This window comes from Salinivibrio sp. IB643 (assembly GCF_001996105.1).
Taxonomy (GTDB): domain Bacteria; phylum Pseudomonadota; class Gammaproteobacteria; order Enterobacterales; family Vibrionaceae; genus Salinivibrio; species Salinivibrio costicola.
The window spans coordinates 99,986-118,349 of record NZ_MUFF01000006.1; the positions used below are offsets into that span (position 1 = coordinate 99,986).

Consider the following 18,364-nt stretch of genomic DNA (forward strand, 5'->3'; position numbering starts at 1 on the left):
CGCTATGAGCTTTGAGATGGATGAAGAAATCCTTCAGGACTTTTTGATTGAAGCGGGGGAAATCCTCGAACAAATGTCTGAGCAATTGGTCGATTTGGAGCGTGCCCCTGATGACGCAGACTTATTGAACAGTATCTTCCGAGGGTTCCATACCGTGAAAGGAGGGGCAGGTTTTCTTGGCCTCAATGCCTTAGTTGATACTTGCCATGGTGCTGAAAACGTTTTTGATAATTTGCGGAATCGTGGCCGTGAATTGACGTCCGACGTGATGGACACCATTTTGCAGGCATTGGATACCGTTAATGACCAATTTTCTGCCGTGCAAAATCGTGAAGAGCCTGTTATCGCAGATCCCACGCTGTTGGAAGCGCTTCACCGTTATGCCAAACCGGCAAGCGAAGACGAGGACGTACCCGCAGAGCCAAAACACGAGCCAACTGCTGAACCAGAGCCGCAAAACGATGCGACACCGGCACAAGACGATGGTGCGATAAGCGGTGATTCCGTCGATGAAATTACCGAAGATGAATTCGATAAATTGCTCGATCAGCTTCATGGCGAAGGCAAAGCGCCGACATCTTCAAATGAATCATCGCCCGCTAAGCCAGAAGTAGTGGAAAGCACCGAAGCGGATAGCGGTGATATCACCGACGATGAATTCGAAAAGTTACTTGACGATCTGCATGGCTCTGGTAGAGGCCCAGCCGCATCGCAGCCAGGCGATGATGCGGCTGAAAACAGTGCCTCAGCACCGAGCCAACCTGCCTCATCGGGGAGTGATGATTTTATTGACGATGATGAATTCGAAAAGCTGCTAGATGATTTGCATGGCAGAGGCAAGGGGCCAGCGGCAGATGCTGAAAGAGCGAAAGCCGATGCAGATAAAGTCGACGCTAAGCCTGAGCCCAAAACGGATCCTGCGCCGGCTAAAAAAGCGAGCAAGCCAGAACCCGCCAAAGAAGCAGCACCTAAAAGTGCGGGGGCAGGACCAAAAGCGCCTGCCGCTGTAGAGAAAGCACCTGAGAAAAAACCGCCCGCAGCACCACAGCAAGAGCAGACCGTTCGGGTGAATACCTCCACGCTCGACGGCATTATGAATATGGTCGGCGAGCTTGTGTTAGTGCGTAATCGACTCGTCAGCCTGGGTCAAAGCAGCAATGATGAGAGCATGGCCAAAGCGGTTACCAACTTGGATGTGGTCACGGCGGACCTGCAAGGCGCGGTGATGAAAACGCGGATGCAACCGATCAAAAAGGTCTTTGGTCGTTTCCCTCGTGTTGTCCGCGATCTTTCTCGCAGCTTGAAAAAAGAAATTGTCTTGGAAATGCAGGGCGAAGAGACCGATCTTGACAAAAACCTTGTCGAAGCCTTGGCGGATCCTATGGTCCACTTGGTGCGTAACTCGGTTGATCATGGCATTGAAATGCCTGATGAGCGTGAAAAAGCAGGCAAACCACGTGTGGGTACCATTACCTTAAAAGCCTCCCAGGAAGGGGATCATATCTTGCTGACCATCGCCGATGATGGTGGCGGTATGGATGCAGAAAAGCTGAAAAGCATCGCGGTTAATCGTGGGGTGATGGATGCTGAAGCCGCCGCTCGCTTGAGCAACAGTGAGGCATATAATCTTATTTTTGCTCCAGGCTTTTCGACCAAAACAGAAGTGTCCGACATTTCCGGCCGTGGGGTTGGGATGGATGTAGTTAAAACGGGTATCACTAAGCTGAATGGCTCGATCAATATCGACTCTGAGCTGGGCCGAGGCACAGTGCTGGAAATCAAGGTACCGCTCACCCTTGCGATTCTTCCAACCCTAATGGTTGGTGTGGGAGACAACCCGTTTGCTTTCCCACTGTCCAACGTGAGTGAGATCATCAGTTTAGATATGTCCCGAACTAACACGGTTGATGGCCAGCTCACGCTTATTGTTCGAGATAAAGCGATCCCGATTTTCTTCTTGCAAGATTGGCTATGTAGACGTGCAACGGAGATTGATAAAACCAAAGGGCATGTGGTGATTGTACAAATTGCTCACCAACGTATTGCCTTTGTTGTAGATACCCTATTTGGGCAAGAGGAAGTGGTGATTAAACCGCTTGATGAATTGCTGCAAGGTACACCGGGTATGGCGGGTGCAACCATCACCAGTGATGGTCATATCGCCCTGATTCTGGATGTGCCCAACCTGTTGAAACATTACGCAGGTTAATGAAAGAAAAGGACGCCCATGGCAGTAAAAGTATTGGTGGTAGATGATTCAAGTTTCTTCCGTCGCCGCGTGAGTGAAATAATCAACGCTGATCCAAGAATGGAGGTGATTGATAGTGCGGTGAATGGCAAAGAAGCGGTTGAAAAAACCGCGCAACTTAAGCCAGACGTGATCACTATGGATGTCGAAATGCCGGTATTAGACGGGATTTCAGCAGTGCGCCAAATCATGGCGCAAACGCCAACACCTATCTTGATGTTCTCATCGCTAACACACGATGGCGCAAAAGCGACGTTAGATGCACTCGAAGCGGGTGCACTCGATTTTCTTCCCAAAAAGTTTGAGGATATCGCGCGTAATCGAGATGAGGCAACGAACTTACTCCAGCAGCGCGTGCTTGAGATCGCGCGTAAGCGCCCGGTCATGCGTCGCGCTACACGTCCGTCACCTGCTTCCGGCTCTGAGCAAAACGTACCACCGACGGGCGGGGTGCGAGCGCCTGCACGTCCGGTGTCTAGACCCACCGCGGGTGCGGCGTCTTCAGCAAAAGCGCCGGCGAAATTTGCCGCTTCGGGTAAGCGCTATCAATTAATGGCAATTGGTACCTCAACGGGGGGACCGGTTGCGCTACAAAAGGTACTGACTAAACTGCCAGCGAACTTTCCACTGCCCATTATCTTAATTCAGCATATGCCAGCGACATTTACCGCCGCATTTGCTCAGCGTTTAAATGGTCTGAGTAAGGTAACCGTGGTCGAAGCAAAAGATGGCGATATGCTCAAACCGGGTCATGCTTATCTTGCGCCTGGTGGCATGCAAATGATGGTAGATGGTCGGCCGGGTGCTGCACGTTTAAAAATTCTCGATGGCGGCGAGCGGATGAATTACAAACCCTGTGTGGATGTGACATTTGGCTCGGCGGCAAAAATCTATGGCGATAAAGTCCTATCTATAGTGCTAACGGGCATGGGAGCGGACGGTCGAGAAGGTGCACGCATGCTCAAAAATGCAGGATCGACAATCTGGGCGCAAGATGAAGACAGTTGTGTTGTTTATGGCATGCCGCAAGCGGTCGCTAAAGCGGGCATCTCATCGGAAGACTTGCCACTTGACCGGATTGCCGATCGCATACTGGTTGAGCTGAATTTAAAATAAGGAGTGGGGCTTGATAGTCTGGAGTATCGCCAACCAAAAGGGCGGTGTTGGTAAGACAACCACCACAGTGACATTAGCAGGATTGATTAGCGAGCGTAAGAAACGTGTCCTGCTGGTGGACACCGACCCACACGCCTCACTATCGACGTATTTGAATTTTGATTCGGAGCAGCTTCCGGCAAGTTTGTTTGATTTATTCCAATTACAGACCGTGAATAAAGACACGGTCAAGCCGATTATTTTAAAGACCCAGTTTGAAAACATAGATTTGATCCCCGCTCATATGTCACTGGCTACGTTGGATCGTGTCATGGGTAATCGTGGTGGCATGGGGCTGGTATTAAAGAAGGCGTTGAGCGCACTCTCGGATGAGTACGACTATGTATTAATTGATTGTCCGCCCATACTAGGTGTGATGATGGTTAATGCGTTAGCGGCGAGTCATCGAATCTTAATTCCTGTACAAACTGAATTTTTGGCCATGAAAGGGCTGGAGCGAATGATGCGGACGTTACAGATCATGCAAAAATCTCGTAGCTCCAACTTTAATCTCACCATCATTCCTACCATGTACGACAAGCGAACACGCGCCTCGTTAGAGACATTGCAAGAGTTAAAGATTCGCTACAGCGATCAAGTATGGGCGTCAGCCGTTCCTATTGATACCAAGTTTCGAGATGCGAGCCTCAAACATATGCCAGCGTCTTTCTATGCCAAAAACTGCCGCGGTGTCTTTGCTTACAAAACGCTATTAACCTATTTGGAGCGACTGGAACAGGATGAACACGCATAACACCCTCTCCAGTGGTCAGGCGCTCGATGACTATTTTGAAGCCCTACTGGATGACTTAGGTGACAGCTCGGAAAGCGATTCCCAATCCGTCACACCCGATTTGGGCGTGACGCGGGTGTCGTCTGCCTCATTGATCGAGGATAATGATCCGACACAGCCACGCTTGCAGCCCAAGCCACAACCTAGTGCTGCACCGTTGAAGCCCGATCCGGTTGCTTATGCCGAGCCAGAGCGCGATCTGGCGGAAGTTGAGCGTTTGTTAGCTCAGCTTAGAATTGATGAAGAAGCTGAAGTCGACGCGCAAGCGGAAACCTCAACGCAAACAGAGACTGAGCGCGCCCAAGACACTGCGACTGAAACAACAGAACCCTTGGTTGAAGAAGCGTCTGAGTCAGTGGCAGACACTTACACCATGGCTGATTGGGGCCTAGAAGAAAAAGACGCGATTACGGTAGACGAGTCTGTGCCTGAGGTAGAGACTGCATCCGAGACCGAGACCGAGACCGAGACCGAGACCGAGACCGAGACCGAGACCGACGAAGATGTCTCCGCCGAGTCCGAAGCAACGGTATCTACGTCCGACCAAGAAGAAGTGCGTGTTGATGAGGCGTTCAGGACGGAGCAAGCACAACAGGCGGACGTTGACGTCGAGGTTGACACTCAAGCCGGTGAAGAGATTCCTCCCACACAGTGGGAAAATGCTGAAACTGAAGCGGAGTTTCAGGTATTATTTTTTGAGAGTATGGGCGTTACCTATGCCGTGCCACTTGCAGAATTAGGTGGTATTCATCAACTCGGAGACTGTAATCATTTGATCGGACGACCAGATTGGTATCTAGGATTGCAGACAGAGAAGCAGCAACAGCTTGATGTCGTTGATACTGCTCGTTGGGTGATGCCAGAAAAACTGGCAGATAATCAGCACAGGGACGACTATAATTATATTGTGATACTGGGGGACAGTAAGTGGGGGTTGGCGTGTGATCAACTCCTAGGCACACAAGCTCTCAGTGGAAAAGCCATTCGCTGGCGAAAACAAGCCGGAAAAAGGCCTTGGCTAGCGGGCATGGTCAAAGAGAAAATGTGTGCTTTGATCCATGTCCCAGCATTTATTGCTATGTTAAATCAGGGGATTGACGCCAAAGCGATGGCGTAATAACTAGTTACACAGCGCGTAAAGAGGAAAATCAATGTCTCAGGTAGCTGAAATTCAAAAAGAAGGCGTCAATGACGAAGTATTGCAGTGGGTTACTTTTCAGCTTGAAGAAGAGACCTACGGCATCAACGTAATGCAGGTGCGTGAGGTATTACGGTATACCGAAATTGCACCGGTCCCTGGCGCCCCTGACTATGTATTGGGTATCATTAATCTGCGTGGTAACGTCGTGACAGTGATCGACACACGCTCTCGCTTTGGTTTAGCCTCTGCCGAGGTCACAGACAATACGCGTGTGATTGTTATTGAAGCAGAAACCCAAGTCATTGGCATTATGGTCGACAGCGTGGCCGAAGTGGTATATCTGAAAACATCAGAAATTGATACCACGCCAAGCGTCGGTACAGAAGAAAGCGCCAAGTTTATTCAAGGCGTAAGTAACCGTAATGGTGAACTACTTATCTTGGTCGATCTCAACAAGCTATTGACCGATGAAGAGTGGAATGAAATGGCCATGCTGTAATGGTTGAGCTGCTGCTTACTTGGTTGCCGGTTGTGGTGACGGTGGTGTTTGCCATCGTCACTATGTGGCGCTTGGGCGCGGAAAAACGCGCTCGGGAGCGATTAGAGAACAAGTTGCAGGCGATGGAAACCGTGCTGAAAAGTGCGCGTCAACGCCATGACAGTCTTGCTAAGCAGTTTAATGAATTGCGTGCCGGTAGTATGGGTATGGGTAAAAAGTTGGCGGATTTATCTGCTAATGTTGACGATCTATTGGAAAAATACGTCGAGCTGGAGATGCACGATTCAGGTAGCCGCTTATACAGCCGTGCGAGCAAAATGGTCGACCTCGGTGCCGATGTCGATGAACTGATGCAAGAATGTGATCTCCCCAAAGCCGAGGCTGAGCTTTTACTGAGTTTACGTAAGCGTCAAGCGGCCAATCAGCAACGCTAGTTTTTATACCTGCGTATTGATTGGCTTATGCTCGTGCCAGCCTGGTGGGGTTTTTCCTTCCAATACCCACGCATAAGCAATCAACTCTGCTATCACTTGGTAAAGAATCGGCGGGATTTCATCCCCCTTTTCAAGCTTTTCTAACCACGCGAGCAGGTGAGCATCTTCGTGAATTAGGCAGCCTTGTTCATTAAGTGCTTCAATGAGCTCATGCGCGAGTTGGTTAGACGCTTTGGCTTGAACCGTCGGCGCGTTATAACCATCATATCCAAGCGCGATAGCACGTTTTTCACCTTTCTTACCTTTGCCACCTTTCTCACTTTTCATCATTATACCCTCACTGAAATGCCGGCCCCTGGTGGCACTTCGGCTGTATTCGGTGTGACAGCTTCTACTCTATCACTGACATTGATCTCCATCGCAATGGCTTGCTGAGCGAGTCGGTCATTAAGCCAATCAATCGTTTGATAAATTCGCTGCTGGAGTGCGTGTGTCGGGGCGGTTAGCGTTATTTTATTCTCGACATCTGAGACGTCGACATCCGCACGAATAAATTGGCGGCCAACGGGAAGATAAAGTCGAATTTGCCAGCTTAGGTTTGGTGCCGACTCCGATGAATCTTGAGCCCCGCATCGACGCGCGTTTACCCGAATAGGGGGTTGCTGGGGGTCGGAAAAGGGCAGCACCCATTGCCACTCTCCCGGGCGAGCCGATTCAGCGACCCGCTGTTCGGCCATTAATCGCAATACGCCCTTCATACCGTCGCCTTCAGATTGTGGTGTCAGCCATTGGCGCAGTAACGTCGCCATTAATTTATCTGCGGGGCGTTGTGACAGCCATTCGGCGATTTTATCCGGGTTCAGGTCGTGTGAGCGACTCGATAACGTCCACAATGATAGTAACGATTGCATCAGCGTTTGTGTCGCGGCAGGCTGTTGCTGGATAGTGGCGGTCAGCGCGGGCAATAGGTGTAACTGAGCCAGCACTCCGGAGAGGGAGGCCTGGGACTGACCGGCTAGCAACGTAAATTGCGCCTGCGTCAGTGCACGACTGTCTATCTGACTTGTCATTGGTCTTGCAAGCGCTGCTGGTTTTTCCACCCATTGTTGTGGATTCGTTGGCCCAATCTTCATGGTTTCTCACAATTATTTACGCGAGTCACACTTTGCAACCCTATGGTAACTAACAGTCATTTTGACCATTGTGATACTATGCGTCCACTTTTGTAACACAAAGCAGGATGCAACATTTGTCATGTTGGAAGTGAAACAGCTGTGCTGTGTTCGTGATGATCGAGTGTTGTTTGATGCGCTGACATTCTCTCTGTCTCCGGGTGATCTTGTTCAAGTTGAGGGACCAAACGGGGCAGGCAAAACCACGCTATTACGTATTATCGCGGGTCTAGGCTTAGCGGATAGCGGAGAGGTCTGTTGGCAGCAGCAGACGATTACCCAACAGCGCGACGTGTTTTATCATAACCTTCTCTTTCTAGGGCATACCCCCGGGGTGAAACGCGAACTAACCGCCTTTGAGAATCTCTCTCATGCGATGCAAATGCATGGCCGCTATGACAGTGATGCGATTTGGCAAGCCTTGGCTAAAGTCGGCCTGGCTGGGCGCGAAGATATTCCCGCTGGACAACTATCAGCCGGTCAAAATCGACGCGTAGCATTGGCCCGTTTGTGGCTTACCGACCGTCGATTGTGGATCCTCGATGAACCGTTAACTGCGATTGATAAACAGGGCGTGAAGGTGCTTGAAGCTGTGTTCGAGCGGCATGTCAACCAAGGTGGCATTGTATTGTTCACCACGCATCAAGATATGTTTGTCGACCATCCTTTGCTGCGTCGTATTCGTTTGGGGGCCCAATGATCCAAGCCATGTGGTTGACCATTCGCCGAGAGCTAAAAGTGGCCTTCCGTCAGCCTGCTGACAGTCTCAATCCATTATGGTTTTTTATTATCGTGATTACCTTATTTCCATTAGGGGTAGGGCCTGGCCCGCAATTATTGCAGAAAATTGCCCCTGGTGTGATCTGGGTCGCGGCCTTGCTCTCTGCATTATTATCCTTAGAGCGGCTTTTTCGCGACGATTATCTGGACGGCTCATTAGAGCAGATGATGCTGATGCCTGTCCCTTTACCTGTGTTGGTGATCGCCAAAGTGATTGCACACTGGTTGTTAACAGGGTTGCCTTTGCTGCTTGTGAGCCCGGTACTGGCGCTGTTGCTGTCATTAGATAGCACTAGCTACCAAGCGGTGGTCTTAACCTTGTTATTGGGGACCCCAACGCTGAGTTTTGTTGGCGCTATTGGCGTGGCGCTAACCGTTGGATTACGTAAAGGCGGCGTCTTGTTGAGCCTATTGATCCTCCCTCTTTATATCCCTGTACTGATTTTTGCGACCTCAGCGATTGATATGGCCGCATTAGGGGCAGACATCAGTGGGCAACTGGCTATTCTTGGCGCCATGTTGGTGGGATCGGTCACCTTGGCGCCATTTGCTATCGCCGCCGCGTTGCGTGTGAGCGTGAATTAATTATTAATCAGGAAGTAGAGCAATTGTCATGTGGAAGTGGCTTCACCCTTACGCAAAACCTGAAGTGAGTTATCGGCTCTGTGGGACTTTGCTCCCTTGGTTTGCCGTGCTGGCTGGGCTGAGCTTAATGATCGGAAATATATGGGGGCTGGCGTTCGCGCCCGCAGATTATCAACAAGGCGATAGTTTTCGCATTATCTATATCCACGTGCCGGCCGCAATCTGGTCGATGGGTGCATATATGTCAATGGCGATAGCCGCTTTTATCGGTCGAGTCTGGCAGATTAAAATGGCCGATTGGGCCGTGGGTGCCATTGCGCCTGTTGGGGCCGTTTTTACCTTTATAGCGTTGGTGACCGGCGCAATTTGGGGTAAGCCGATGTGGGGCGCCTGGTGGGTCTGGGATGCCCGACTCACGTCTGAGTTGATTTTGCTGTTCCTTTATATCGGTGTGATGGCACTTTACAACGCGTTCGATGATGCGCGTACCGCCTCACAAGCCGCCGGTATTTTAGCCATGGTCGGCGTGATTAATCTTCCTATTATTCACTTCTCGGTAGAGTGGTGGAACACCTTACATCAAGGCGCCACCATCACTAAGTTCGCTCGGCCGTCTATCGATCCTGGCATGCTATGGCCGCTATTGGTTTGCCTGCTGGGTTTCGCTTGCTTTTTTATCGCCCTGACCTTGATGGGGCTGCGTAATCAAATTTTGTTACGTGAGTCTCATCGACCTTGGGTCCGTGCGCTGGCGGAGGACCACTAATGCATTTTGATAGTATCAGTGCGTTTTTATCCATGGGGGGCTATGCCGCCTATGTGTGGAGTGCGTTTGGTATCACCGCGGGTGCGATGATTGCGCTGATTATCGGTTATCACCGTACTCACAACAAACGCCTGCAAGCCGTTAAACAACAAATCGCACGAGAGCAGCGAATAAAAGACGCTCAATCACTGGAGAATACCTTATGACGCCCCGACGTAAGAAACGATTGTGGATTACCCTTGCTTTGGTTCTTGGCGCCTCGACCACGATTGGGCTTGTTGTCTACGCCTTGAATCAGAATATGGACTTGTTCTATACCCCCACTGAAATCGTGCAAGGCAAACCCGATGGGACTAAGCCAACAGTCGGTCAGCGTCTTCGTATCGGCGGTATGGTGGTGGAAGGCTCGGTGAAACGCGATCAGGAGTCTTTGCAAATTCAGTTTGATGTCGCCGATGTAGGCCCTGCCGTCACTGTGACCTATGAGGGGATCTTGCCGGACTTATTTCGAGAAGGACAAGGCATTGTCGCGCAAGGGGTACTTGTTGATTCGCGTACGGTGAAAGCGAGTGAAGTACTGGCTAAGCACGATGAAGAATATATGCCGCCAGAAATCGCGGAGGCGATGGAGAAAAACCATCAGCCACTTGAATACACCGAGGAGCAAAAACAAGGTAGTCAGTTATGATTGTTGAGCTCGGGCATTATGCGTTAATCCTCGCCCTGGGGCTGGCGCTACTTTTAAGTTTTTATCCCCTCTATGGGGCGAGTAAAGGGCATGAAGGCATGATGAAAATGGCACGACCACTGTCTGTGGGAATGTTTGCCATGTTGCTGTTTTCTTTTATCGCCTTGAGTTGGGCCTTTTACACCAATGACTTTACGGTAGCTTACGTCGCCAGTAACTCCAACAGTGCACTGCCTTGGTACTATCGCCTCACTGCGGTATGGGGCGCTCACGAGGGCTCATTATTACTTTGGGTGTTGGTGCAAGCACTGTGGACGGTCGCGGTAGCTGTGTTTAGTCGCGGCATGCCGCTGTCCTCTGTCGCGCGCGTTTTAGCCGTCATGGGGATGATTTCGGTTGGCTTTTTACTCTTTATTATTCTGACGTCCAATCCCTTTGAGCGCACCTTACCTTACTTTCCTGTCGACGGGCGTGATTTAAACCCATTGCTGCAAGACCCAGGGCTTATTGTCCACCCACCGATTTTGTATATGGGTTATGTGGGCTTCTCGGTTGCGTTTGCTTTTGCAATTGGCTCATTGTTGGCCGGTCGCTTAGATACCGCCTGGGCGCGCTGGTCACGACCTTGGACCACGGCCGCTTGGCTATTTCTTACCCTTGGGATCGCACTCGGATCCTGGTGGGCGTATTACGAACTGGGCTGGGGAGGCTGGTGGTTCTGGGATCCGGTCGAAAACGCGTCGTTTATGCCGTGGCTTGCTGGGACGGCATTAATGCACTCGCTGGCAGTGACCGAAAAACGGGGCACCTTTAAAGCCTGGACCGTATTATTGGCGATATCCGCATTCTCATTAAGCTTGTTAGGCACCTTCCTAGTGCGCTCAGGCGTCTTGGTCTCGGTACATTCTTTTGCGTCCGATCCGGCGCGAGGGCTATTTATTCTTGGCTTCCTGGTGGTGGTGATTGGTGGTTCATTGTTGCTCTATGCGTTGCGCGCCTCAGAAATTCGGGGGAACACCAAGGTGTCGCTCATTTCACGCGAGAACGCTTTGTTGGTTAACAATACCTTGTTGATGACCGCGTTGGTGATAGTCTTAATCGGCACCTTGCTTCCCTTGGTGCACAAACAAATTGGGTTAGGATCGGTCTCCATTGGCGAACCTTTCTTTAACTTTTTGTTCGCATGGCTAATGCTGCCTTTCGCCTTTTTCTTAGGGATTGGCCCCTTAATCCGCTGGAAGCGCGATAAGCTTTCCACCCTCGCCATACCCATGCTCGCAAGCGGGATCGCGGCGGTCGCTTTGGGGATTGGGTCCATTGCCTTATTGGCTGATAGCTTTAAAGCGATGGCGGCTATGGGGGTCACCATGGCGCTGTGGATTACCTTCTTGCATGGCTATGAGCTACATTTACGCGCCACGCATCGGCATCCATTCCGTGTCGGGATCAAAAAGTTAGGGCGCAGTCATTGGGCGATGGTGTTGGGACACATTGGCTTAGCCATTACCATCATCGGTGTGGCCATGGTGGAAAATTATGATATTGAACGTGACGTTAAAATGACGCCAGGAAGCAGTGTCACGCTGCAAGGGTATACCTTTAACTTCACTGACTTGTCGGAAAAACAAGGGCCGAACTATCAAGCTTATGTGGCATCCTTTGATGTGTACCATGGCGAGCGCTTTATCAATCATTTAGAAGCAGAAAAGCGTTTTTATTCGGTTCAGCGTTCGATGATGACAGAAGCAACCATCGATCGCGGTTTAACTCGAGATCTCTACATTGCCATGGGTGAAGAATTGCCGGATGGCGCCTGGGCGATGCGGCTTTACTACAAACCTTTTGTCCGTTGGATCTGGTTTGGTGCTATCGTGATGTCGCTTGGTGGCGCGTTAGCGATCAGTGATAAGCGCTACCGCTTTCGTCGTAAATCGGTCTCATCAACTGCGACATCGGAGGCGAAAGGATGAGGAAGTTACTGTGGTTTCTCCCATTGCTTGCCTTTGTTGCTCTCGCTGGCTTTTTTGTCGCCCAGCTCGATAAAAATGCGCAAGGAGACGATCCCACCAAGCTTGAATCGGTATTAGTGGGCAAGCCGGTGCCCGCTTTTCATCTCGAAGATTTGCAAACGCCGGGCAAGGTGTATGACCAGGCTATTTTTAATGGCGAGCCTTTACTGTTAAACGTATGGGCGACTTGGTGCCCTACCTGTTATGCCGAGCATCAGTTTCTCAATAAACTGGCGTCGCAAGGGGTCAAAATCATTGGACTCAACTACAAAGATGATCGCGGCAAAGCGGTAAAATGGCTGAATAATCTTGGCAATCCTTACCAGATCAGTCTATACGATGGCGATGGCATGCTAGGGCTTGATCTAGGGGTATATGGCGCGCCAGAAACCTTTCTGATCGATGCCAACGGTATCATTCAATACCGGCACGTGGGGGATGTTAACGCACGTAATTGGCAAGAAACCTTAAAGCCTAAATTTAACGCATTGCAGGAGGAGGGATCGTGAAAAAAGTGATCATGATTGTCCTATTGTGGGCCGGTGCGACCTTAGCATTTGCCAATGCGATTGATGTCTATCAGTTTGATTCGGCCAAACAAGAGGCGCGTTTTCGCGCCCTCACCAGTGAGTTGCGGTGTCCTAAATGTCAGAACAATAGCATTGCTGATTCCAATGCCGAATTGGCGCAAGACTTACGGCAAAAAGTTCATCAAATGCTGCAGCAAGGGCGTACTGACGATGAAATTCGCAGCTTTATGATTGCACGCTATGGCAATTTTGTGACCTATAATCCGCCATTGACTGCCTCCACCATAGTTTTATGGCTTGCGCCTGCACTGGTCATGTTCACGGGGCTTGGGTTGATGGTTGTGCGCAGTCGCCGAGCCAAGCACACGCTGAATGAGGCGTTCAGTGATGAAGAGCAACAACGGCTTGATGCGTTATTAGCTTCAGAGAAAGCGACCCTAGCTTCAGAAAAAACGGCCGACGCAGAGCCTAACGTATCCGCTGAGCATGGATCAAACGAACAGAAAAAGGAGCCAAAATGATTGAGTTTTGGGGCGCCACCTTGGTGTTTTTTGTACTTGGCGCGGTGATGTTTCTCTGGCCCCTTTGGCAAAAAAGCGAACACGACCATCAAGCCAGCCGGGATGCACTTAACAAAGCCTTTTATTATGACCGGGTTGAAGAAATCCAGTCTGAGGGTGCCGAAGGGCTGATTGATAATGAGCAGGACCTAACGCAGGATTTGCAACAATCCTTGTTGGACGATATCCCTGAAAAAGAAAAAGCCAAGCAGGCTCGTCATTTGCGCTTAACGCCAATGCAATGGGTGCCGGGGCTTATTGTGCTTGCGATAGTGAGTTTTGGGTTATATGGCATTGAAGGGAGTGCGAATCAGGTCGCGCAGTGGCAGCAAACCGCCAAACAGTTGCCCGAGCTATCAAAGCGGTTACTCGAGGGCGAGAAGCCATTAACTCAGCAAGAGATGCAAGATCTTACCTTGGCGTTGCGGACCCGCTTACAGCACGAGCCGCAAGACAGCACCGGTTGGTTGTTGCTCGGACGTATTGGCTTGGCCAATCGGGATGGCGAAACCGCCAAAGGGGCGATGGAAAAAGCTTATGCCTTGGCACCCTCGCAATCCGATATTCAAGTGGGGTTGGCGCAAGCCTTGCTGTTTGCAGGTGATGAGGCAGACAGTGCCCGGGCGCAGAATTTATTAAAATCTGTGGTGAAAGACGATCCCTTTAATCTACAGGCGATGTCGTTACTGGCCTACCAGGCGTTCGAGCAAGGCCGTTATCAAGATGCCATCGCGACTTGGAATGCGATGAAAACCTTGATTGGCAAAGACGACCCGCGTAACCAAACCCTTGATCAGTCGATTGCCCGTGCCCAGCTTGCTCTCAACAGTGCCGCAGGAGCCAAGATAGCGATCACGGTGAAACTGGGGGAGCAGGTTGAATTACCCGAGGATGGCGTGCTGATCATTTCCGCGCATGCATCGGCTGACGCGGCGATGCCGATTGCCGCTAAGCGTCTCCCACTGTCTAAGTTTCCGGTTTCACTGGCCTTGGCTGATAGCGACAGTTTGAACCCGGTGCAGGCACTTTCTTCGCTTGATAGCGTGGTGATCAAAGCGCGTATTGACCGAGATGGCAATGTCGCGACTAAGCAAGGCGACTGGGTGGGCGTCAGTGATCCGGTGGCCTTAAGCGAAGGGGTTGAACTGGTTATCGACAAACAGCAGTAACCAAGACAAAATAGACAGATTGTTACTAAGGCTGGGCATTCCCAGCCTTTCATTTTATAGAGGAATCCCATTTGATGTGGAAACGTCTGTGTTTAATGGCGCTTATATTAGGTCTTGTCGCAGGGTGTGCGTCACGCCCACCGGGTGCCGAGCCGCACCCCGATGATCCATTAGAAGGATTTAACCGTGCGATGTGGACGGTAAATTACGATTACCTTGATCCCTATGTTGCGCGTCCGGTTTCGATCGCCTACGTCGATTATGTGCCGAGCCCAATGCGCACCGGGATTTCTAATTTTTTGGGTAACCTAGAAGAGCCAGCCAGTTTTTTAAATAGCGTGCTGATGCTAAAGGGCGAAAAAGCGGTCACCCATTTTAATCGCTTTTGGATTAACACCTTGTTTGGCTTGGGTGGCTTAATTGATATCGCCTCTGCGGCTGATATTCAGCAATACGACCAACGTGAGTTTGGCGATGCGATGGGGCACTATGATGTCGGTATGGGCGCCTATATTATGCTGCCGGGTTATGGTCCTACGTCGGTCAGAGAAGGTGCCGGCGAAGTGGTCGATGGCTTATACCCGCCACTGGCATTACTGACCTTGCCGCAGTCGGCGTTAAAGTGGATGTTTGATGGCATGGAATCACGAGCGGCCTTGGTATCGCAAGAATCACAGCTGGACAACTCGCCAGACCCTTATGCGTTTGCGCGTGAGGCTTATCTGCAAAATCGTCGCTATCGTGCCAAAGGGGATGAGGCGTTAGAGCAAAAACCGGCCTTAAATGATGAGTTTCTTGATGACTTTATCGATGGTATCGACGCTGCACCGTAAGTTAACGTGAGCTCGTTGAGGATAAGCGTGATCAAAAAACACCACGGCGACACCGTGGTGTTTTTATTTAATCACTCGCATCGACTGGCGAGCGGTCATTGGTCTAGCACTTAAAAACGATAGCTGGCCTGCACGCCGACTAACCACACATTACCGGTGGTTTCACCCTCAAAGTCACCACCGAAATCAGAGCCATCTTTGTCCGACGTGATCCCGTCACGGGGCTCTTTTACCGAGGCATCTTTGGCAAAGACATAGGTAAAGGCCGCGTCTAGGGTGAGCTGTGGCGTCATCTCATAGCCAGCGCCCAGGCTTAACCAGGTACGATCGGTTTCTGGGATGGTCAAGGTACGGTTTTGATCACTGACTGCCGAGGTGTCATAGGCAATGCCTGAGCGCAGTGTTAGCTGTTGATCCCACTGATACGTGGTGCCGATCGCAAAGCGGTAGTTATCTTCCCAGTTTTCGACTTTAACCATTTGTGGGTCACTAGACAGCGATGGAATATCTGCCTCTAACTTGTCAAAGCTGCTCCACTCGGTCCAGTTAATGCTGGTGTGTACCGCCCACTGCTCAGTCAGCTGATGCAGGGATGATAGTTCGGCGGTGGCGGGGAGAGTAAGATCCATGCTGCCTGACAAATGGCGCTGAGGCTCGATTGGATCATAACTTAACCCTTCGGCATGCCCATCCAGCGTGAGGTTCACTTCGGAACGGTAATTAAAACCAACACGGTGCTTGTCATTGATGTCGTACACGGCACCCAATTGCCAGCCCCAAGCACGGTCATCGCCCTCCATGTATTTGAGGGTCGTATCTTTAGGTATTATCGTTTCGGTTGGACTCATACCTGAGGGTATAGTGATACTGCTTTTCGCCCCAATACTGCCTTCCCCCAGCACATAACGGATACCAGCGCCAATACGCAACTGGTCGGTGGCTTTCCAGGCAAGGTTTGGGTTGATTTCAAAAGTAGTGACCGCCGCTTCGTTACCAAACTGGGTGCCGGTAAAGTCGTTGCCTAAATCGGTTTCCATGCCAAAGTTGGTGGCCAGCGCGATGCCCGCGGTCAAGCGGTCGTCGAGTTGATGCGAAAAGTAAAAGTTAGGGATCACGGCATCATGGGCGACATCATCGGTTGATGTGGGGCCAGTTAAAGAGTTTTGTCCATCAATATCGACATTGGGATTGACGTAGATGCCACCCGCTGATACCTGGGTGTCCATCAAATAGCTGAGCAGGGCAGGGTTGCGAAATTGCGCACTGGCGTTATCGGCCATTGCGGCTTCACCGGCAAAGGCACGGCCCAGGCCGGTTGCTGAGGTTTCTGCTAACTGAAAACCCGCGCTGTGGGCGGTGGTGGAAAGCGAGCCGAGTGCGGTGGCAACGGCGAGATAAACGATCTTATTATTTTTCATCTGCTTACTTGTTCGCGGTTTAAAAGGGGGTCTAGAGTAAAAGCTCGTGCGCGCAAATCAATTTAGCGCTGCCAAAATGGCTTATAATACAATAATAAGGAATAATCTGATGAGTTGATGGAATTCGCATCAGGTGAAAGGCAACTCAGCGAACAGCTGTAACGAAAGAGAGGGGAGTTAGCGGGTTGGCTAACGTCGATAATGGGAATCGTCGCTAAAAACAGGCACCTGGTTGTCCAGGAGCCTGCCTGTTAACAGCATAAGCTGTCGCTGATTAATCCGCAGCTTGATACTAGATTGCAGTGGGCATGAGTTGTTGCTGTAGTTGCTCAGCCAGTGGAGCGGTCTGGCCGCTGGTCTTGCCCACCACAATGACATTGGCCGATTGTACCGGCAGGCTGACCGAGTGCATTGTGCCATCGCTTTTCTCGGCTGGCGCTTGGCTGGCCGATGGCACCACAAACACCGTATAGGTCTGCCCGCTGGCTCGCATCACCATATGCAGTGCGTGTTGGCCACCAAAGCTGCAATGATTAATATAGGTGATCTCGCCTGGCAACTTACTGAAGGCTTTGCCAAAAGGTTGCAATTTGGCGTTCACTTGCTCAACCGTCGCGGCTTCGTTGATGCCCGCAATAAATGTCTGTTCATGATAATAGTGATCCAGTGCAGTACGATTTAGATCCGGCGTCGTAATGCCCCAATTTAACTGGCCGAGTGTCAGTCCAAACACAAACGCAATGGATGCTGCCATAGCAAGGTACCCGCGAGTTCGGCGCTCGGGTTGCTCGGTATCGTTGGTTTGTGAAAATAGAATTTTATCGGCTAAGTCCTCAGGCACATCAACGCGAAGCGCTTGGTCTATTTTGCTATCGAGATTGGCGACATCCTCGGCATAGCGTTGATGACGGGGAGAGGCCGCCTTCGATGCCTGTAGCTCGGGATCAGACGGGTCGGCCAAAAGACGGCGTCGAAATTCAAGATCGTCCATACTGTTGCCCTCCTGCCGTTGGATTATCAAGCGCTTCTTTGAGTTGTGCACGGGCCCTAAATAAGCGTGTCATCACGGTGTTTTTATTTAAATCTAACAGTTGCGCAATTTCCTCACCGCTAAAGCCGACAATCACTTGGAGCACCAATGGTTCGCGATATTCCGGGGCGAGGGCGGCAATTTGTCGATGTAACCAGCGCTGTTCCATTGAAGCTTCTTGGCTGGGACGGGTTTTATCTTCCCATTCTCCGTCTTGTATATCGACATGATCGTGCTGTTTGCGTTCAAAACGTCGTGCGTTTTCTCGGCGCAAAATAGTGATCAACCAGGCTTTCGCTGCCTTCTCGTCGTGCAAACTGTCCAAGGATCGCCAGGCACGCAGGCACGTCTCTTGAACTAAGTCTTCGGCGATATGTGGATCTTTGGCCAGCCAATAGGCATACCGGTAGAGATCACGGTGCCAAGCGCGTACCAATGCCTCGTAGCGGGCTTGTCGAGTCATGCAGGATGAACCTTTTTTATCGATGCGTCTGTCTATAGACCGAGTGATTTGTCATTTAATTTCAGCTTAGGTGAAAAATCGGCACAAGTTT

21 protein-coding genes are annotated in these 18,364 nt (G+C 50.8%); 16 read left to right on the forward strand and 5 right to left on the reverse strand.

Going from position 1 to position 18,364, the window contains the following annotated elements:
• Positions 1-4: 4 nt before the first annotated feature.
• From BZG77_RS04140 to BZG77_RS04165, 6 genes are read left to right on the forward strand one after another with little or no spacing between them, the layout of a single operon-like run.
• A complete protein-coding gene (locus tag BZG77_RS04140) occupies positions 5-2,209 on the forward strand; it encodes a chemotaxis protein CheA (RefSeq protein WP_077646311.1) in 2,205 nt (734 codons plus the stop codon).
• Positions 2,210-2,227: 18 nt separating this feature from the next.
• Complete coding sequence (locus BZG77_RS04145; RefSeq protein ID WP_077646312.1) at positions 2,228-3,364, forward strand: protein-glutamate methylesterase/protein-glutamine glutaminase; 1,137 nt, start codon at positions 2,228-2,230, stop codon at positions 3,362-3,364.
• 10 nt (positions 3,365-3,374) lie between these two features.
• Positions 3,375-4,157 carry a ParA family protein gene (locus tag BZG77_RS04150; RefSeq protein WP_077646313.1) on the forward strand — a complete coding sequence of 261 codons (783 nt, stop codon included), beginning with the start codon at positions 3,375-3,377 and terminating at the stop codon, positions 4,155-4,157.
• Positions 4,144-5,313: a chemotaxis protein CheW gene (locus BZG77_RS04155; protein WP_077646314.1), complete on the forward strand. Its 1,170-nt coding sequence runs from the start codon at positions 4,144-4,146 to the stop codon at positions 5,311-5,313. Before BZG77_RS04150 ends, BZG77_RS04155 begins: the two co-directional genes overlap by 14 nt.
• A 34-nt stretch (positions 5,314-5,347) precedes the next feature.
• A complete protein-coding gene (locus BZG77_RS04160; RefSeq protein ID WP_021023081.1) occupies positions 5,348-5,836 on the forward strand; it encodes a chemotaxis protein CheW in 489 nt (162 codons plus the stop codon).
• Positions 5,836-6,270, forward strand: coding sequence for a DUF2802 domain-containing protein (locus BZG77_RS04165; RefSeq protein ID WP_077646315.1), 435 nt, complete (start codon positions 5,836-5,838; stop codon positions 6,268-6,270). Before BZG77_RS04160 ends, BZG77_RS04165 begins: the two co-directional genes overlap by 1 nt.
• A 3-nt stretch (positions 6,271-6,273) precedes the next feature.
• Here BZG77_RS04165 and BZG77_RS04170 read toward each other — a convergent pair whose 3' ends face one another.
• Together BZG77_RS04170 and BZG77_RS04175 are read right to left on the reverse strand one after the other, a co-directional pair.
• Positions 6,274-6,600, reverse strand: a complete 327-nt coding sequence (locus BZG77_RS04170; protein WP_021023083.1) for an EscU/YscU/HrcU family type III secretion system export apparatus switch protein — start codon at positions 6,598-6,600, stop codon at positions 6,274-6,276.
• Positions 6,600-7,403 (reverse strand): hypothetical protein, encoded by an 804-nt coding sequence (locus BZG77_RS04175; RefSeq protein ID WP_077646316.1) that lies wholly within the window; start codon positions 7,401-7,403, stop codon positions 6,600-6,602. The genes BZG77_RS04170 and BZG77_RS04175 overlap by 1 nt, the downstream gene beginning before the upstream one ends.
• A gap of 121 nt (positions 7,404-7,524) precedes the next feature.
• Here BZG77_RS04175 and ccmA point away from each other — a divergent pair, with 121 nt between their 5' ends.
• From ccmA to BZG77_RS04225, 10 genes are all read left to right on the forward strand, one after another.
• On the forward strand, positions 7,525-8,142 hold the full coding sequence (ccmA, locus tag BZG77_RS04180) for a cytochrome c biogenesis heme-transporting ATPase CcmA (protein WP_077646317.1): 618 nt from the start codon (positions 7,525-7,527) through the stop codon (positions 8,140-8,142).
• Positions 8,139-8,807: a heme exporter protein CcmB gene (gene ccmB, locus BZG77_RS04185; RefSeq protein ID WP_077460320.1), complete on the forward strand. Its 669-nt coding sequence runs from the start codon at positions 8,139-8,141 to the stop codon at positions 8,805-8,807. Before ccmA ends, ccmB begins: the two co-directional genes overlap by 4 nt.
• A 28-nt stretch (positions 8,808-8,835) precedes the next feature.
• On the forward strand, positions 8,836-9,573 hold the full coding sequence (locus BZG77_RS04190; protein ID WP_077460321.1) for a heme ABC transporter permease: 738 nt from the start codon (positions 8,836-8,838) through the stop codon (positions 9,571-9,573).
• Positions 9,573-9,779 (forward strand): heme exporter protein CcmD, encoded by a 207-nt coding sequence (gene ccmD / locus BZG77_RS04195; protein WP_021023088.1) that lies wholly within the window; start codon positions 9,573-9,575, stop codon positions 9,777-9,779. The genes BZG77_RS04190 and ccmD overlap by 1 nt, the downstream gene beginning before the upstream one ends.
• On the forward strand, positions 9,776-10,261 hold the full coding sequence (gene ccmE / locus BZG77_RS04200; RefSeq protein WP_021023089.1) for a cytochrome c maturation protein CcmE: 486 nt from the start codon (positions 9,776-9,778) through the stop codon (positions 10,259-10,261). The genes ccmD and ccmE overlap by 4 nt, the downstream gene beginning before the upstream one ends.
• Complete coding sequence (locus BZG77_RS04205; protein ID WP_077646318.1) at positions 10,258-12,231, forward strand: heme lyase CcmF/NrfE family subunit; 1,974 nt, start codon at positions 10,258-10,260, stop codon at positions 12,229-12,231. Before ccmE ends, BZG77_RS04205 begins: the two co-directional genes overlap by 4 nt.
• A complete protein-coding gene (locus tag BZG77_RS04210; RefSeq protein WP_077646319.1) occupies positions 12,228-12,779 on the forward strand; it encodes a DsbE family thiol:disulfide interchange protein in 552 nt (183 codons plus the stop codon). The genes BZG77_RS04205 and BZG77_RS04210 overlap by 4 nt, the downstream gene beginning before the upstream one ends.
• Positions 12,776-13,321, forward strand: a complete 546-nt coding sequence (locus tag BZG77_RS04215; protein WP_077646320.1) for a cytochrome c-type biogenesis protein — start codon at positions 12,776-12,778, stop codon at positions 13,319-13,321. Before BZG77_RS04210 ends, BZG77_RS04215 begins: the two co-directional genes overlap by 4 nt.
• Positions 13,318-14,529, forward strand: a complete 1,212-nt coding sequence (gene ccmI / locus BZG77_RS04220; RefSeq protein ID WP_021023093.1) for a c-type cytochrome biogenesis protein CcmI — start codon at positions 13,318-13,320, stop codon at positions 14,527-14,529. Before BZG77_RS04215 ends, ccmI begins: the two co-directional genes overlap by 4 nt.
• 74 nt (positions 14,530-14,603) lie before the next feature.
• Positions 14,604-15,362 (forward strand): MlaA family lipoprotein, encoded by a 759-nt coding sequence (locus BZG77_RS04225; protein WP_077646321.1) that lies wholly within the window; start codon positions 14,604-14,606, stop codon positions 15,360-15,362.
• 110 nt (positions 15,363-15,472) lie between these two features.
• On the opposite strand, the gene BZG77_RS04230 is transcribed toward BZG77_RS04225, so the two are convergent.
• The 3 genes from BZG77_RS04230 to BZG77_RS04240 form a co-directional block, all read right to left on the reverse strand.
• Positions 15,473-16,780 carry an outer membrane protein transport protein gene (locus tag BZG77_RS04230; protein ID WP_077646322.1) on the reverse strand — a complete coding sequence of 436 codons (1,308 nt, stop codon included), beginning with the start codon at positions 16,778-16,780 and terminating at the stop codon, positions 15,473-15,475.
• Positions 16,781-17,072: 292 nt separating this feature from the next.
• On the reverse strand, positions 17,073-17,771 hold the full coding sequence (locus tag BZG77_RS04235; protein WP_077646323.1) for a DUF3379 family protein: 699 nt from the start codon (positions 17,769-17,771) through the stop codon (positions 17,073-17,075).
• Complete coding sequence (locus BZG77_RS04240; protein WP_077646324.1) at positions 17,758-18,273, reverse strand: sigma-70 family RNA polymerase sigma factor; 516 nt, start codon at positions 18,271-18,273, stop codon at positions 17,758-17,760. The genes BZG77_RS04235 and BZG77_RS04240 overlap by 14 nt, the downstream gene beginning before the upstream one ends.
• Positions 18,274-18,364: the final 91 nt, after the last annotated feature.